Consider the following 16,348-nt stretch of genomic DNA (forward strand, 5'->3'; position numbering starts at 1 on the left):
TCGATAGAAAGCGGTTACAATAGTTTAAATTCTGTTACCGGTAACAGAATTTAAACCGCCCCCAAAATGAAAAACCCGCCTGGCTGTATGTCGACCGCATCATCATGATGGAGCGCTTCTTCCGACCACGCATCATATATTCTTTTGTCGCTTGCAATCTTCAAATCCCGCAATCTGACACGGCGCACCTCGCTGCCCTGGTGGAAGAAGTAGATCAGCTCTTTTCCTTCATCCGTTCGGGAAAAACTGACAAAATCGTTTTCGTCGTCAACCAGCCTCCACTCGAGCGCTCCATACGTCAATACATCATTTTCTTGTTTTCGCAAAGCGATCAGCCGTTTCATAAATGTGAGCATCTCTTGATTCTGTTTCTCTTCTTCCCAAACCATGCACTTCCGGCACAATGGGTCATCCCCGCCGTCCAGCCCGATTTCGGTTCCGTAATAAATGCACGGCGAGCCTGTCTGAGCAAACATAAATGCCAAAAGAGAGCGTACTTTTTTCTCATCTCCTCCGCATCTTGTCAAAATCCGCTTCGTGTCATGGCTGTCCAGCAAATTAAACATCACCTCATTGACCTGCTTCATCCCGCTCATGAGATGCGAATTGATGCGGCTCGCCATTTGCGAAGCTGAAATCGATCCGTCTGCAAAATAGTCAATCATCGGTTCTGTGAACGGGTAGTTCATAACCGAATGAAATTCGTCTCCTCTAAGCCACGGATCAGCCTGATGCCAGATTTCGCCCAATATAAAAATGTCGGGCTTTTCTGCCGTAACGGCTTGACGGAACTTCTTCCAAAACGCATGATCGACTTCATTTGCCACATCCAAACGCCAGCCGTCGATATCAAATTCGCGTATCCAGTACAGCGCGATATCAAGTAAATAAGCCTGAACTTCCGGGTTGGCGGTATTGAGCTTCGGCATCTCGGACGTAAACGCAAATGTATCGTAGCCGCCTTCTTTAACAGGGAAAGAATGAACATGAAACCAGTCTTTATAACGGGACTTTTCACCGTTTTTGACGACATCCTGCCACTCTCGCGAAGCGCTGCCGATGTGATTAAAAACAGCGTCAAGCATGATCTTCATTCCCCGCTCGTGAAGCCGGCTGACCAGCGTGCGAAAGAGTTCCTCATCGCCAAAATGCGGATCGATCGAGCAATAGTCCAATGTATCGTATTTATGGTTGGAAGGCGCGGCAAAGATCGGCGTCAAATAAATGCCGCCTACCCCCAAGTCTTCCAGATAGTCCAGTTTGTCTATGATCCCCTGCAAATCCCCTCCGAAAAAATCGTCCACCTCGGGGTCCTTGCTTCCCCACGGCAAAGCGTTTTCCGGAGACAAATCCTCTCGGCCGCTGGCAAAGCGCTCCGGAAAAATTTGATACCAGACGGTTGATTTGACCCAGTCAGGTGCATTAAACGCATCTGCCTCATGAACAAACGGAAATTTAAAACAGTACTTGGCCATATCTGCCGCTTTTCCGGCAAACGGACAGGCACCACTGCTTCCGTAAAAAGTGTCTTGACCATCAGCGCCTGTAAGGATAAACCCGTATTGCAGACGCCTGAATGGAGGCGCCACTTCGGCAAACCAGTAATCATGCGTGCCTGTCGCGGCAATTTTCGCCATCGCAAGCTCGTTCGCTTTCCATGTGCCGCCGGTGTATTCGTAAGGATCTCCCCAAATCAAGCGTACGTGATCGGCATCATTCTTTTTTGTACGGATTTTGATGTGCAATGTCCTTCCATCGTAAGAATAGGCATCAGAGCTGAAAGGCTGATGATGAATCGCTGCATATTCCATCATGTTTCCCCCTTTTTGGTTGTCCGGCTGTGATAAACCGGCTTTTATTCTGAAATTATCATGACGGCATAACAGGAACAATCATTTTCAGCTTGTTACCGGTAACAGAATGAGACCCTTACAAAGTCGATTCCCGGACAATAAGTTCCGGCTCAAAAAATTGATTGCCTTGCGACGCTCCGTCTTCATTGATTTTTTTCAGCAGGATTCTGGCGCAAGCCTCTCCCATTTCAACAACAGGCTGTCTGATCGTTGTCAGGCGAGGCGAAGCGATCCGGTCGAGAAACACCCCGTCATAGCCGGTAACCGCGACATCTTCCGGAATTTTTTTGCCGAGCGATTGCGCCGCGCGGATGACCCCGAGTGCGATGCGGTCGGAAGCGCAAACCACGGCTGCCGGTGCATCAAGGGATGCCAGCACTTCCAGTGCGCGTGCTTCACTTTTTTTCGAACTGTTTTCCATCCGGAAAATCGCCGCTTTTTTCAGACTGCCTTCCATCGCCTGAAGGTAGCCTTTTTCCCTTGACCGTTCAAAGGGTTCATCCAAATCGATTCCAAAAAAGACGACATTGCGGACGCCCAGCCCAATGACGTGGCGTGTTGCCATATAGGTACCTTTTTCATTGTTAACATCAATAAAATCATAGCCCATTTCATTTTGGCCAAATACAACGACAGGCTTTTCAAATACTTTAATCAGCCCTTCAAAATCGGCTTTTCTCAACCCCGTCGCTATAATGCCGTCACACTGGCCGATATTGAGAGATTTCCTTGTGACAAGCTGCAAAGCATAATGGTGACGGTCCAGCTCGCGGCTGATTCCCGTTAACAGGTTCATATAATAAGGTTCAGTCGTATCCATTTCTTCCAGTATGAGCAGCTTGACGACCTGTGTTCTGTTTTGAACGAGCGCTCTTGCTGCATAGTTCGGTATATAATTGAGCTCCTTCATTGCGGAATGAACAAGCTTTTTCAATTCATCCGTCACAGTCTCAGGATGATTGATCACCCGCGATACCGTCATTTTCGACACATTTGCTTTCTTTGCTACATCAGATAACGTTGCCATTTCATCCCCGCCTTACCTATACGATTCAAACTGTCAGCTAGTCCTTCCTGAGGGCTGATGACACCTTGTTAAAATTAATTATAAGATGGAATCAAAGAAATTTTATAAGAAGGAGAAAATAAAAAAACGGATTTCCTTTAGGAAATCCGTCCTATCACTCTTTTCTTCTATCTTTGAACATAGATCGAAACCGATCCGCCGTTTACGTGAAACTCTCCCCAGCCTTCTGCATTGATGACAACAGAATCGGAACGGTTTCCGGTGATGTCATGCCATGTCTCACCGGCGTTTTGCCGGCCGACATACATTCGCTTTGTCCCGCTGGGTCCGTCTGTTATTAACGCCGCCAAACCAGAATTTGCAACCGAGCTGTCGCCTTCTCTCGTCCAGCCGACAATGTTATGATGATCGAAATAATCATGCTGTGCTCCGTACGCATATTGTTTTCTCGCTTTTAAGATCGGTTCGATTTTGTGTTTGAGGGCAGGAATTTCGCGCTGCGAGGCTCCTTTCGTCCCGTACATATCCCCGTAGAAAATCTGCGGGTAGCCTGCTTCTCTTGTCAAAATAAAAGCGTAAGCCAGCGGCTTAAACCATGTTTGGACAGTCGACTCAAGCGATTGCCCCGGCTGTGTATCATGGTTATCAACAAACGTAACCGCTTTCACAGGATGCTTGGAAACGACTGTTCCGTTCAGCAATTTCCTCATATCATAGCCGCCTCCCTGTGTCGATGCAGCATGGAACTGGTAATGAAGCGGCACGTCAAACACTGAATGATTAAAGTTTGTTTTGTTCAAATAGTTTTCCAGCGCACCTAAGTCATTCTGCCAATATTCAGCTACCGTAAACATTTCCTTCCCTGTTTTTTCCCTGACATGATTGACCCAATCCCGCAAAAAAGAAAATTTAATGTGTTTGACGGCATCAAGGCGGAATCCGTCCAATTGCAGCTCATTGGCATACCACGTTCCCCATCTCTTTATTTCTGCCGTGACATCAGGATGATCATAATCGATGTCGGCATACATCAAGTAATCATAGTTGCCGTTTTCATTGGAAACTTCCCAATCCCATGCCTTTCCTTGAAACTTATAGATGCGGTTCAGCTTTCGGGACTCGTCCCAATCGGTTCCGTCAAAATGGTACCAATGCCATTTGAAATCGCTGTATGTGCTGCCGCGCCCCGGGAATTGAAAATGTGTCCACGCTTTGATTCGCTGTTCTCCTGATGTTACGCGGTTGCGGTCAGCAGGATCGACTTCAACAGCCGTTACATCTTCGGTCGCATCAGCGCCGCCTTTGTGGTTGATGACTACATCGCCGTAAACGTTGATGTCCCGGGAATGAAGACTGTTGATCGCAGATTGCAGTTCTCCCTTTGTGCCGTACTTTGTCCGAACCGTCCCTTTTTGATGAAACTCCCCTAAATCATACAGATCGTAAGCGCCGTAGCCTACATCGTCTTGACTCGTTCCCTTATATGCCGGGGGAATCCAGACGGCAGTAATACCGTGTTCAGCCAAATATGCCGAGTCATTTTGTAAGCGTTTCCAATGTTGGCCATCATTTGGCATGTACCACTCAAAATACTGCATCAGCGTCCCATTAAGACTTGCCGCCGCTGCTGCAGAGTGAGACAGCAAGAAGATGAGCGCAAATAACAGCGGCAGCAATCGGGCATAAAGCCGTTTGTGTTGTTTCATGATTTTCCTCTCCCCTTTCAAAGTGAAACACATGCTATTGTATAAATATTTGGAATTTTTAACAAATATCGTTTTCCCTATATTTTCTTGCAACAGAAAAGCGCCGATATGGCGCTTTCTTCTCATTTATTCAATATCCTCTCTGCTTCTTCACTTCTTCAAGCTGAGATACAGTTACCAATTGATAGCCCTTTGCTTTCAGCTTTTTAATAATCTCTTCCGCCGCTTCTGCGGACGTTGCATAAATATCGTGCATTAAGACGATTTTTCCGTCTCCCGCATGACTCATGACATGATTGACAATCTTTTGTTTATTTCTGTACTTCCAATCTTCCGGATCAACATCCCACAACGAGACCTTCAGATTGGAAAGCGAGCGGACGGAATCATTGATTCCGCCATATGGAGGGCGCAAGTGTGCCGGCTGGTGTCCGCTGATTTTTTCGATCATTTCTTGCGTGTCGTTAATTTCCTGATACGCTTTTTCATTTGACAGCCTTGTCAATAACGGATGGTCCCAGGAATGGTTGCCGACTTCGTTTCCTTCCTTCAGCATCCGTTTTATCGTTTCGGGATAATATTGGGCTCTGCTTCCAAGCACAAAGAAGGTCGCATGCCCTTCATGCTTTTGTAAAGCATTCAATATTTTATTCGTTGTAGCGGGATTCGGGCCGTCATCAAATGTGAGAGCAATCACTTTTTCATCAGGATTTATTTTCGCTTGTTTCGGAAGGGGGACAGGCTCCTGCTCTCGTTTGGCCTGAAGACGGCTCTTTTTCATATCCTGATATTGGTCTTTTAAAATATCTTTTACCCATTCTTTTTTTATTTTTACAGACTGCTCAAGACCGGTTTGTTTTTTCTCAAAATAAAATTCGACTTCGTTTTCCAGGAGCGCGAAGCGGCTGAAATGCTCTTCCTGAGGGCTTGTCCCTTCTTTTAATAAAGCCGTGTCGGCAGACGGATTCCGATTTTTCAATTCCTGATAGGCAATGCTTGAAATCCTGTTCAGAAAATCTGAATTTTCTTCGAACAGGTCTTGAAGGGACAGCAGCTTTTTCTGTTTTAAATCGGCGTTAAACGTCTTGACAGACGTTGTACCCGAAACGCCCCCGGCCTCTATGTATTGATTCAGCACCACACTGGCTGCATCTTTTGTGTAATAGACAACCTTATATTTGATGTTCAGTTCAAAAGGCCCGTCTTCATGCTGAGCCTGGGCCTTTGCATTATCCTCTTTAAAACTGGCCAATTCTTGATTCACATAATCTTTTATTTGTTCATCGATTTCTTTTATGCGAAATACCGGATAGTGGATGGCATACCGCTCTTGTTTGCTGTCGCTGACCATGGATTCGACGCCGAGGCCGGATTGTCCGCCGCCTTTTTTTGGTTGAGGGGGCTCTTGACTGTTGCTTGACACCTTATTGTAAGAGTACCCCGCCAAACCTATTAATATCGTTAAAAAAATCAACATTTTAACCCATCGAAATGATGGTTTGCCAGACATCGCTGCTCACTCTCCTGTTTCATGACTTGCTTTCTCTGTTTCTATTACAAATATTGTTTCTCATACCGGGACTAATATAAAAGCGTCGACGGAAGCTTTATTTCCTGATTTCCGGCCGCATACGGGGCGATATCATACTGCTGAAATACAATTGAAATTCCGCTGCTTGTATAATAGAAAGCCGTGTGTTCATCCAAGCGGATATCGCTCTTTTTAAGATCAGAATAAAACTGTTCCGGATGTTCGTTGATATAGCTGAAAATATAGTTTTTTGCTTTTTCGATTTTTGCCTGATTGTTTAATACGTCAGTCAGCACGACTTGTTTGCGCTTGTCAAAGTCAAAGTTGTAGGATGTAGCGGTGTACATGCCGTGCGCGCCGCCGGAGAACTGATAGTCATAGATTAAAAAGCTCAGTTTGCCTTCCTCGTTGTATTTGACTTTGTAGGACGTTTCATAGACGTTCTCCTCGTCCTTATCCTTCTTTTCGGCATCTTTAACGATTTTTTGAAATTCTTTATAAGAGTTTTTTAAATGATGTTTTACCGCTTCGTTGGCCAGCTGGGCATCTTCTTCCTTCAAATCGCTGAATACCGGAAAAGAAAGCGAACTGATGTCTTTGTAATATTCCGTGTGAATCGCGGCTTTTCTATTTTGTGAAGCGTTTATTTGAGATGTTCCTTTATTGATGATGAATAGCAGCGATGCTGTGAGTACAAGGAATCCTAAAATAGCCATCGCTTTTTTCATAAGCATGCTCCTTTGTCAATCTTCTTTTAAACTCGTAACATATCATTTTCTTTTGTAACACAAATGTAATATTTATTTCATATTTGTAATGATACCCACTTTTAAATCCCCCGTCAACTTTTTTGGGTAAAAATTTCTTCTGACGGCAAAAATAAGACACTCTCAATTCCTGAGAGTGTCGTTAACGGAATGATGAATGAGACGTGCGTCTTCACGCTTTTTTTGAGGGGCTGTAAATGCAGGAAAAACGCAGGCTGGGGTCTTCGTGATCAGTCTGACCGGAGTCTTCATTTTAGCCGTATTGTTTCAGCATGTCGGATAATGTCCGCTTCATCCTTTCGATTAATTCGGAAGGCTTCTGAATAATTGCTTCCCGGCCGAATGAAATGAAATAATCCGCAAAAAAATCAATATCCTTCGGCGCGATCTCTCCTTTCAGCACGCCGGACCCGTCTTCTTTTACATCCAGCTCAAGGTGTGGCCATTTGAGTGAACCGTGCCGTTCTACTCCTTTTTTTGTCAGCTCCGCTGATAATTCCAATGTCTCCCTTGGCCGGGACACAGCTGAAAAACGGTTCTTTAAATTAAGACCGGTCAAATCAAGCGGGGCCGCATGTTCATCAAGCTCGGCCCGCTTAATCCGGTCACACCTGAAGATGCGGTAGTCTTGTCTTAAAAAACAGTAAGCCGGGCAATACCACTTCCCTTGATTGGCATAGATTCCGATCGGCTGAATGTTTCTCTTGCTTACTGCACCGTTTGCTTCATATTCGATGATCAACACCTTTTGCTGAACTGCCGCTTCAAGCAGCACCTTTAAGACCGGAATGTCGTCTTTTTGCTCATAAGGCGTATAAAAAGCAACGCGATCCTTCATACTGTCAATCGCATCCCGGATGTCTCCTGTAAGGTTCAAATAAAATTTCTTTTTGATGGAGTCGTACTGAGCGTCAAACGGCAGGGATATATAATGCTTCAGCGCATCGATCGCAAAGAAGATGGCGATCGCTTCGTTCTCGCTGAAGGCGATGGGAGGAAGAATCCTTTCATTTAACACTTGATACCCTCCGTGGGGGCCGGTTTCAGAATAGAGGGGCACCCCCATTTCGCTGAGCTCTTGCAAATCCCTTAAAACCGTTCTCTTGGAAACGCCGAATTCCTGCGCCAGCTCCCCGACCGTAAATCGTTTTTTCCGGTTTACCATCATGATCATTTCATTCAATCGTTTCGCTTTAGACATGAAAACCTCCAATCATTTTTTAACCATGACATAAGTTGTCACCATTATAATATACAATCTTCTTAGATCAACAAAAAAAGGAGATGTTCGCTCTATGAAAACGCAATTTACACCTTACATCCTGATGAATGGAAGAGCAAAGGAAGCGATTGATTATTATCGTGATGTACTCGAGGCTGAAGTAAAGTTCAGTCAGACGATTGGCGAAGGCCCCGCAGATGAGGCGGCGAATTTTAAGGATGGCGAATTGGCTTTCATCGCACACGCCGTTTTGACAATCGGCGACGCCGTCATGATGATCGCCGACATCATTCCTGAACTGCCTTTCCAAAGTGGAAACCAATTGTCCATTTGCGTAACGGCAGCTGACGTTTCTTCGGCCAAGCGGCTGTTTGGCAAGCTGAGCGAGCGGGGCGAGGTCAAGCTTGAGCTGAAGGAGACTTATTTCAGTCCCGCTTACGGCATTGTCACCGATCCGTTCGGCGTTACCTTTCAAATTTTTGCCGCGCGTCCCGCATAAATGAACAAATGAGACATATCAAAAAAGGCCGGGTTTCATGAACCGGCCTTTTTTGCACGGAAAAATTTGCAGGGTTTTTTGGCTAAAAAGCGGTATTTGACCACAAAAATTTAAAAAACTGCGTTTTTTCAAATTCACTTGACAAAGGGCATTTATGGAAACGCCTCTTCTTTTTGGTATAATAAGGGGTAGCAACAGTTCGGTTCTATATAAGGGCGGTCGGCTCACCCTCCATCTCTTGGAGAGAAAGGGGGTGAGCATGTGACAGTATCAGAGGCGTTGCAACTTATGGTCTCTTTCGGCATTCTTGTCGTGGCAATTCTGTCATCGAACGACAAAAAAAAGTAAGATCGCCCTTGATTCCCACACCAAGACGATCTTACTTTTTAATTGGGATCTAAAAATAGAGCCGACTCCTTTTTACGGAGCCTCTCTGTTGCTTCCGGGAGATGTTGCCGCATCTTCCGGTTTTTTTCAGTTTACGCATTCATCTAAAGATTATTCTGTTTCACACCTTGAATATATCACGATTTCCTTTATTTATCAATATGGATGCGTTTATATAAAAATGGAGTCACGGTCAAATGCGATATGAGAAGATAAATTCCTGATGATAGGATCATCTCGTCAATTTTAACTTCAAAATCGGGAAAAGGCCTTTCTACATCAGAAAGGCCCCTCTTTTTTTACTCCCCGCTTCACATGTGAGGAGAGGTTGACCAATATCCCGGCTGACGTCAGCATGAACATTAACGAAGAACCTCCGTAGCTGACAAACGGAAGAGGAATTCCGGTAATGGGAAGAAGGCCGAAAACAGCGCCCAGGTTAAATAATGCCTGAATCATGATCTGGAAAGTAATGCCGACCGCCAGCAGCTTTCCAAACGGATCATCGATTTGTGCAGCGATCTTAACACCTCTGAACATGATCAACAGGTAGGCCCCGATGATCATCAACAGCCCGACACCGCCGAGTTCTTCACTGATGACCGCCATGATAAAATCCGTATGGGCTTCAGGAAGAAACCCCAGCTTTTGAACGCTGTTCCCCAATCCATTCCCCCATACCCCGCCCGAATCAATGGCAAGGTAGGAATTGATCAACTGGTAGCCGTCTCCGTTTTCATTTTGAAAAGGATCGCTGAACGATGTCAGCCTTTTTAACCGGTACGACGCTGTCATAGCAAAATATGCGATGCCCGCCCCTGCCATTGTTCCGAGAAGCAGCAAGTGCCGTATTCTGAGACCGGCGCACAACAGAACCGCTCCGCAGCTTAACAGGATCGAAACAGCGGTGCCCAAGTCGGGCTGTTTTAAAATCAAAAAAAACACAGCGGCCAAAATGATCAGCGGCGGCATGACGCCCTTTCCAAAATCGGCGATGTATCTCTGCTTTTTTGCATACACATAGGCGAAATAAATAACCATCACTAGCTTCACAGCCTCGGACGGCTGGATCATGAGCGAACCGAGTTGAATCCACCTTTGAGAATTGTTTTTCTCCATCCCGATTCCCGGCAGCAAAACGAGAATCAGCAGCAAAAAAGAAAGCTTCACCAAAAAACGGATGAGTTTGCTGTAAGCTTTGTAAGGGAAAAAGACGGCAGCCGAAAAAAAGGTCAAACCGATGAGCAGCCACTGCAGCTGCTTCATAAAAAAATAGCTGCCATCATGATACTTCATATATCCGAGGGGGTAGCCGGCACTGTATACCATCAGCAAGCCAAACGAGGATAAAAACAGAACCGAAGCAATCAATACATAATCCAGTTTCTTTAGATGGGAAAGAATCATTTTGTGCACCTTCATCCCCAGTCATTCCCAAACATGTAATGTTTAGATCTGATATTCACACTGAAAACGAGACCTAAGGCGATCATGTTGGTCAGCAGCGCGCTGCCGCCATAGCTGATAAACGGAAGAGCGAGCCCTGTGATCGGCATTAACCCGATCGTCATCCCGATATTTTGGAACACTTGGAATACAATCAACCCCGCAACCCCCGCACATATATAAAGACCGAACAGACTGTTGGACGAGATCGCGATCCTGATGATTCTGTAGATCATCAGAAAATAGAGACAGACTAATGTGACGGCACCTAAAAAGCCGAATTCTTCACCAATCACGGCGAAAATAAAATCGGTATGAGCCTCCGGAATCTTCCCTCCCTGCACTTGGGTTCCATGAGTAAAGCCGCTTCCTGACATCTGGCCCGATCCGATCCCCAATAACGCCTGCGTCAGCTGGTATCCATATGTAGAAGCATGTTCATGAGGACTGAGCCAGCCGTATATCCGGTCAAGCTGGTGAGGCTTAATTATCTTTGAAAAAATCTCAAAGTAATGATTGTGCAAATACGTCAAAAAGGCGACCAATCCCATGAATCCAAGCGACAGGGACATGATCATTCTCCCCGAAATCCCCGAGACAAGCATCAACGTGAATGCGATCGACAAAATCACCAATGCGGACCCTAAATCAGGCTGTACCAATATGAAGAAAAACGGAATCACCGTGTACACCATGATTTTCCCCGTCGGTATGATGCTCTCCGTGAAGGAGAACCTTTTATGCTGAAATTGGTTGAGTATCGAAGCCAACAGAAGAATCAAAATGATCTTCATAAATTCTGAAGGCTGGATTTCGATGACTCCGAAGCTGATCCACCTTTGCGAACCATTTTTATAAGTTCCAAAAAAATGAACGAGAATCAGAAGAAAAACGGCTCCCGCAAATAAACGAAGCGCCAATCGTTCTAGCAGCTCATAGTCGATGTAGGCCGTTCCCGCCATGACGCCAAACCCGACAAGATACCAAAAAACCTGCCGTTTCGCAAAATAAAAAGGGTCCTGTGTTTCATACTGGCCGGACCCGCTGTAAACGGCCAGCAGACTGATGATAAACAAACAAAATAGAATGAGCAGAAGGCTGATGTCAATGTTGATAGGCTTTCTTTTCATCTGTAACATGCTCCATCATGATTTATGTGACAGCTGGTTGAAAACGAATTGAACCGCTGCGGCATCATCAATATAGCCGATTGGAAAAATATAATCCGGTATGACATCAACAGAAACGATGAAATACAGCAAAGCGCCGCCCATCAGCAGCAATTCACGCGGCGTCCCCCGCCCTGAGGTAAATCGGCTGTACATGTCGTGCAAACGGGTCAGAAAAGGACCAATGCCGGCGACTTTCTCGACTTTGGATTCAAACTCAGCCAGAATGGTACGCTTTCCTTCCTCCGTCTGGGAATATTGTTCGTACTCATTCAATTTGTTTTTCAGTTCTTCCGTGGTAAAGGACCGATCATAGACATTTGAGGTTTGCAAAACATCTTCAATTTCGGCAACTGACGAGTGAATATCCTGACGTTCGCTTTCCCTCGTCTTCTCGATCGCATAGCCGGCCGCTGTCATCATCTCATCAAAAGAAACGCCGAGACTTTCTGAAAACCTTTGCAAATGGTTCAGGTTTGCTTTTCTTTTGCCATTGATGATTCTTGAGATGGTCGCTTTATCGATTTGAGTGCGTTCGCTCAATTCTCTTAAAGATAATGATCTTTTTCGCAAATGCTCTTTCAGCAGCGCCCCCAGCTGATTTTTCTTTTGTTCATCCACGAGCCTTTCTCCTCTCACACTAAAAATGTATCAATCTATCAGCCAAAAGGCCAAGTCGGTATAAATATATAGAACCGTTGTCAAAATGTCAACGAATAACCATAGACATCTGTTTTATCTCACTTATTCCACCCTATAATTGTTGACAAATAAACAAAAAAAGAGCGAGTCAAAACTCACTCCTTATCCGATATCAATCCAAACCCGTTTTAACGCCAAACCCGACAAGCACCAGCCCCGCGGCTTTTTGAAAGACCTTCTGGAATTTCACGCTTCTCAGCCATTTTTTTGCGAAATCGATCAAATATACGAGGATGAGGAACCAAAACACAGCAAGAAAGGTAAGGATTAAAGCGAGGATGATCAACTGCTGGTTGACGCTTTCTCTTAAATTAATAAATTGAGGCATAATCGTGATATAAACCAAAACAGTTTTCGGATTCAGAACGTTGCTGAACAATCCTTGCATAAACGAATCCTTATAATGCCGGCTTGATGCGTTTTCGGTTTTGTTCTTCTCGGCTTGTATGTCCTCCAAAGAAAACATTTTTTTCGCGAAAAAGCTTTTAATGCCTAAATATATTAAATAGGCCGCCCCCAAGTATTTGATCGTATTGAACAGAATCACCGATTTCGCAATCACCACCGCTAAGCCGAGAACGGCAATCAGCGTCCAGAAAGAAAGCCCTGTCGCCAAACCGAGAACATTGCAGCGCCCGGCGTTCGGCCCGTAGCGAAGCGTGTTTTTCACCACAAGCATCGTATCTGCTCCTGGTATCACCACCATCATGGCGGCAATCGATATGTATGACAGCAGGCTATCCATCAGATGTCTCCTCCCCATACTGGTTTATATAGTGACTACTTTAGTAACCACTTATTAAAAAGTGTATCAGCGGACTTGAAATAAATCAATACATCCAGCAAAATATGAGTGACAAAGGTAGCGACTCTTGTTGAAGCTGGAGGGCTTATGAAGGAAAACATATTAGACGTACTGAAAAACCTGAATTTCACCGAGTATGAGTCGAAAGCATACTTGGCGCTTTTGGAAGAATCGCCGCTGACAGGCTATGCGGTGGCAAAAAAATCGGGTGTTCCCCGGTCGAAAATATACGAAGTGCTGGAGAGCCTCGTGATCCGCGGCGATATCTTTGTCAGCTACGGCGGCACACCGCAGTACATCCCCGTTCCCGCCAAGGAACTGATTAAAAACCGGCGGCTGAAAGCGGAAGAGACTTTTGAACAGGCAGAAAAATATTTCGAGAAGTTTGAGCGCACTGCAAATGACCGGGAAAATATTTGGAACATCACCGGACGAAGCGAGATTATCGATAAAGTAAAGGCTTGTATATCATCAGCCGGAAAAAGGATTCTCCTCGAAATTTGGAAAGAGGATTTTCCTGAATTGGAGCCGGAACTCAAGCAGGCCGCAAAAAAAGGCGTCATCGTCACCATCATTGCGTACGGCGACATTGAAGCTGATTTCGCCAATGTCTATCTCCATGACAGCAGCACGCAAATTACAGAAGAGTACGACGGACGCTGGCTTGTATTCAGCGTCGACGATTCGGAAGTCGTGGCCGGCATTGTCTCGCACGGGAAAGACAGCCGCGCAGCCTGGACGATGCATGTAGGCTTGGTGATGCCGATTACCGAAGTGATGATTCATGATCTGTATCTGATGGAAATCATGAAGAAGCACAGAGAGGTATTGGAGGAAAGTTTCGGCGAAAACCTGATCCATTTGCGCCGAAAATTTTCGATTCATCCGGATTTCAAAAAGCATTATATGAAATAAAAGGCCCGCGCAAAGAAAGCGCGGGCCTTTTATAATTATGATCTTTCGGTTGCCTCCCAGCGGGATACTTCTTCCCTGACGAGCGGCGCCGTTTTTGTTCCAAAAAGTTCAATCGCCTTCATGACATCTTCGTGCGGCATCGAACCGACCGGAACGTGAAGCAAAAAGCGGGTGATCCCGACATTCTTGCGCAGGTGAATAATTTTTTCCGCCACCGTCTCGGGATCGCCTACATAGAGCGCCCCTTCAAAGCTTCTGGCTGCATCGAAGCTCGACCGGCTGTACGGCCCCCAGCCCCGCTCCCTCGCAAGTGTATTCATAGCCTGCTGGGTGGAAGGGAAAAACCGATCGGCGGCCGTCTCGGTATCCTCCGCAATAAAGCCGTGGGAATGGGAAGCGACTGTCAGCTTTGAGGCATCATGCCCTGCATGTTCCGCCGCTTTGTAATAAAGCTCAACAAGCGGGGCGAAATGCTGCGGACTCCCCCCGATAATCGCGAGAACCAGCGGCAGGCCGAGCAGGCCGGCGCGCACGACGGATTCCTGGTTTCCGCCGCTTCCGATCCATACGGGCAGCGGATTCTGCACAGGGCGCGGGTACACGCCTGTATTTTGAATAGCCGGACGATGTTTGCCGCTCCATGTGACCCTTTCCGACTTTTGCAGCTCGAGCAGCAGATCAAGCTTTTCTTCAAAGAGCTCATTATAATCATCTAAATCATATCCAAACAGCGGAAAGGATTCGATGAAAGACCCTCGGCCCGCCATGATTTCCGCCCTGCCGTTTGAAATCCCGTCGAGCGTCGCAAAATCCTGAAAAACACGGACGGGATCAGCCGACGACAGCACGGTGACCGCGCTCGTTAATCTGATGTGCTTCGTCTGTGCAGCCGCTGCGGCCAGGACGACGGCAGGAGAAGAAGCTGCGTAATCTTGACGATGATGCTCTCCAACTCCGAATACATCCAAGCCCACCTGATCGGCAAGGACGATCTCCTCCACTACTTCGCGCAGCCGCTCCGCATGGCTGATGGCTTTTCCGGTTTTGATATCAGGGGTCGTTTCTACAAAGGTGCTGATGCCTAATTCCATGTCGCTTTTCCTCCACATTGTATCCTTTAATTATTCTGTACATCGTTGATTGATGTATGCCGTATTCTTTTCACCCGGCACTCACATTGTTATATATAGAATACGGCGGGCGTTCTGATCATGCAATTGATCCGACTTGTGAATCAGGATCAGCTTCTGCTCCATTTGTTTTCCAGCTTGGTCTGCCGGCAATCATGCCGGTCTGGTATTCATGCATTCACAAAGAAGATACCAGCTTACACAAGTTTCTGCCCGCAGTTCGGACAGAAGTTGGCTTCCCCCGTTTTCGTTCCACAGTTTGGACAGAAGTTCGGCTTTGTCCCTGCCTGCGGCGTGCTTTGGGGCGTTGGTGTCTGCGCCTGCTGATTTTGGTTCATCTGATTCATCATTTGGTTCGCTACGTTCATCCCCATCATCATGCCGGCCATATCGGATGCGGCACTGCCGCCTGTCATCTTTCCTGACGCCATGCCGTCTGTCATGGAGATCTGCTGATATCTGTTCAGATCGCCAACCATGCCGTGGGAAGCGTTCTTCGTGATCATGTCCTGGATTTCTTTCGGATAATTGAAACTCATGATGTTAAAGCCTGTAACCGTCATGCCGTCGCTGACAATCTCCATATCAAGGTCTTCCTTGATCCCTTTTGCGATATCAAAGGCGTTGGCTTGAAGGTTGAACATATCTTTTCCTTCTTTTGTGATCCACTTCATCAAAAGCTGATCAAGGATAGATGTGATCCGTATTTTGATATCTTCCACAACATACTGATCTTTCACACCGGCAATTTTATCGATTAATGCGACATAATCATTCACCTTAAAATTAAATGTGCCGTTCGCTCTGATCGGCATGCCTCCCGGTAGTCCTGCAGCCGGGATATTGATGGCATTCTTCGTCCCCCATTTGACGGTAAACTCCTTCGTATTGACAAACAGGACTTCGGCGCGCATCCCGCTGTTAAAGCCAAATTTAAAACCTTTTAAAGTAGATAAAAAAGGAATAATTTCAGATTCAATATCATAGTCGCCTTCATCTTGGAATATGCCTTCGATTTTTCCATTGTTTAAAAAGACGGCATCCTGACCGGGACGAATGATCAGCCGGCTCCCCTTTTTGATTTCGCGGTTGTTCCATTTGTAGAAAATCATATCATCGCGAAATTCATCCCATTCTACTACATTTGCAAATTGATTTTTAAAAAACACCATTGAGCTCTTCCTTTCCC

Annotated in this window: 15 protein-coding genes; 3 read left to right on the plus strand and 12 right to left on the minus strand. The window is 45.9% G+C overall.

The window, feature by feature from the left end; genetic code table 11:
* Positions 1-50 precede the first annotated feature (50 nt).
* From M1D90_RS18775 to M1D90_RS18800, 6 genes are all read right to left on the minus strand, one after another.
* A complete protein-coding gene (locus M1D90_RS18775) occupies positions 51-1,814 on the minus strand; it encodes a glycoside hydrolase family 13 protein (protein ID WP_456282974.1) in 1,764 nt (587 codons plus the stop codon).
* 115 nt (positions 1,815-1,929) lie between these two features.
* Positions 1,930-2,880, minus strand: coding sequence for a LacI family DNA-binding transcriptional regulator (locus tag M1D90_RS18780; RefSeq protein ID WP_020450398.1), 951 nt, complete (start codon positions 2,878-2,880; stop codon positions 1,930-1,932).
* A gap of 167 nt (positions 2,881-3,047) precedes the next feature.
* On the minus strand, positions 3,048-4,712 hold the full coding sequence (amyS, locus tag M1D90_RS18785; protein ID WP_334212609.1) for an alpha-amylase: 1,665 nt from the start codon (positions 4,710-4,712) through the stop codon (positions 3,048-3,050).
* Positions 4,713-4,716: 4 nt separating this feature from the next.
* Positions 4,717-6,096 (minus strand): polysaccharide deacetylase family protein, encoded by a 1,380-nt coding sequence (locus M1D90_RS18790; RefSeq protein ID WP_080131264.1) that lies wholly within the window; start codon positions 6,094-6,096, stop codon positions 4,717-4,719.
* A 71-nt stretch (positions 6,097-6,167) separates the two neighbouring features.
* Positions 6,168-6,845: a DUF3298 and DUF4163 domain-containing protein gene (locus M1D90_RS18795; RefSeq protein WP_035337087.1), complete on the minus strand. Its 678-nt coding sequence runs from the start codon at positions 6,843-6,845 to the stop codon at positions 6,168-6,170.
* A gap of 292 nt (positions 6,846-7,137) precedes the next feature.
* On the minus strand, positions 7,138-8,085 hold the full coding sequence (locus M1D90_RS18800) for a helix-turn-helix transcriptional regulator (RefSeq protein WP_105980756.1): 948 nt from the start codon (positions 8,083-8,085) through the stop codon (positions 7,138-7,140).
* A gap of 94 nt (positions 8,086-8,179) precedes the next feature.
* Here M1D90_RS18800 and M1D90_RS18805 point away from each other — a divergent pair, with 94 nt between their 5' ends.
* Together M1D90_RS18805 and M1D90_RS18810 are read left to right on the plus strand one after the other, a co-directional pair.
* Positions 8,180-8,605, plus strand: a complete 426-nt coding sequence (locus M1D90_RS18805; protein WP_026578960.1) for a VOC family protein — start codon at positions 8,180-8,182, stop codon at positions 8,603-8,605.
* Positions 8,606-8,893: 288 nt separating this feature from the next.
* On the plus strand, positions 8,894-8,953 hold the full coding sequence (locus tag M1D90_RS18810) for a hypothetical protein (protein WP_219192634.1): 60 nt from the start codon (positions 8,894-8,896) through the stop codon (positions 8,951-8,953).
* Between the two features lie 318 nt (positions 8,954-9,271).
* On the opposite strand, the gene ftsW is transcribed toward M1D90_RS18810, so the two are convergent.
* The 4 genes from ftsW to M1D90_RS18830 form a co-directional block, all read right to left on the minus strand.
* On the minus strand, positions 9,272-10,414 hold the full coding sequence (gene ftsW / locus M1D90_RS18815; protein ID WP_035337089.1) for a putative lipid II flippase FtsW: 1,143 nt from the start codon (positions 10,412-10,414) through the stop codon (positions 9,272-9,274).
* Positions 10,411-11,568, minus strand: coding sequence for a rod shape-determining protein RodA (gene rodA / locus M1D90_RS18820; RefSeq protein WP_065643587.1), 1,158 nt, complete (start codon positions 11,566-11,568; stop codon positions 10,411-10,413). The genes ftsW and rodA overlap by 4 nt, the downstream gene beginning before the upstream one ends.
* A gap of 15 nt (positions 11,569-11,583) precedes the next feature.
* Positions 11,584-12,228, minus strand: coding sequence for a helix-turn-helix domain-containing protein (locus M1D90_RS18825; protein ID WP_020450388.1), 645 nt, complete (start codon positions 12,226-12,228; stop codon positions 11,584-11,586).
* Between the two features lie 193 nt (positions 12,229-12,421).
* Positions 12,422-13,054, minus strand: coding sequence for a homoserine/threonine efflux transporter (locus tag M1D90_RS18830; RefSeq protein ID WP_020450387.1), 633 nt, complete (start codon positions 13,052-13,054; stop codon positions 12,422-12,424).
* Positions 13,055-13,201: 147 nt separating this feature from the next.
* Here M1D90_RS18830 and M1D90_RS18835 point away from each other — a divergent pair, with 147 nt between their 5' ends.
* The gene (locus tag M1D90_RS18835) at positions 13,202-14,029 is read left to right on the plus strand and encodes a TrmB family transcriptional regulator (protein ID WP_020450386.1); all 828 of its coding nucleotides are present in this window, start codon (positions 13,202-13,204) and stop codon (positions 14,027-14,029) included.
* A gap of 35 nt (positions 14,030-14,064) precedes the next feature.
* Here the strand turns inward: M1D90_RS18835 and M1D90_RS18840 are convergent, their stop codons facing one another.
* Positions 14,065-15,120 carry an LLM class flavin-dependent oxidoreductase gene (locus M1D90_RS18840; RefSeq protein WP_065643585.1) on the minus strand — a complete coding sequence of 352 codons (1,056 nt, stop codon included), beginning with the start codon at positions 15,118-15,120 and terminating at the stop codon, positions 14,065-14,067.
* Positions 15,121-15,356: 236 nt separating this feature from the next.
* A complete protein-coding gene (locus tag M1D90_RS18845) occupies positions 15,357-16,331 on the minus strand; it encodes an SPFH domain-containing protein (protein WP_020450384.1) in 975 nt (324 codons plus the stop codon).
* Between the last annotated feature and the right edge of the window lie 17 nt (positions 16,332-16,348).

Source organism: Bacillus sp. JZ34 (assembly GCF_053903205.1).

Coding starts and splice junctions, on each gene's coding strand:
- M1D90_RS18780 (WP_020450398.1), bottom strand. CDS start 2,880: ATGGCAACGTTATCTGATGTAGCAAAGAAAGCAAATGTGTCGAAAATG.
- M1D90_RS18835 (WP_020450386.1), top strand. CDS start 13,202: ATGAAGGAAAACATATTAGACGTACTGAAAAACCTGAATTTCACCGAG.
- M1D90_RS18830 (WP_020450387.1), bottom strand. CDS start 13,054: ATGGATAGCCTGCTGTCATACATATCGATTGCCGCCATGATGGTGGTG.
- M1D90_RS18805 (WP_026578960.1), top strand. CDS start 8,180: ATGAAAACGCAATTTACACCTTACATCCTGATGAATGGAAGAGCAAAG.
- rodA (WP_065643587.1), bottom strand. CDS start 11,568: ATGAAAAGAAAGCCTATCAACATTGACATCAGCCTTCTGCTCATTCTA.
- M1D90_RS18790 (WP_080131264.1), bottom strand. CDS start 6,096: ATGTCTGGCAAACCATCATTTCGATGGGTTAAAATGTTGATTTTTTTA.
- ftsW (WP_035337089.1), bottom strand. CDS start 10,414: ATGAAGGTGCACAAAATGATTCTTTCCCATCTAAAGAAACTGGATTAT.
- M1D90_RS18845 (WP_020450384.1), bottom strand. CDS start 16,331: ATGGTGTTTTTTAAAAATCAATTTGCAAATGTAGTAGAATGGGATGAA.
- M1D90_RS18800 (WP_105980756.1), bottom strand. CDS start 8,085: ATGTCTAAAGCGAAACGATTGAATGAAATGATCATGATGGTAAACCGG.
- amyS (WP_334212609.1), bottom strand. CDS start 4,712: ATGAGAAGAAAGCGCCATATCGGCGCTTTTCTGTTGCAAGAAAATATA.
- M1D90_RS18840 (WP_065643585.1), bottom strand. CDS start 15,120: ATGGAATTAGGCATCAGCACCTTTGTAGAAACGACCCCTGATATCAAA.
- M1D90_RS18775 (WP_456282974.1), bottom strand. CDS start 1,814: ATGATGGAATATGCAGCGATTCATCATCAGCCTTTCAGCTCTGATGCC.
- M1D90_RS18795 (WP_035337087.1), bottom strand. CDS start 6,845: ATGAAAAAAGCGATGGCTATTTTAGGATTCCTTGTACTCACAGCATCG.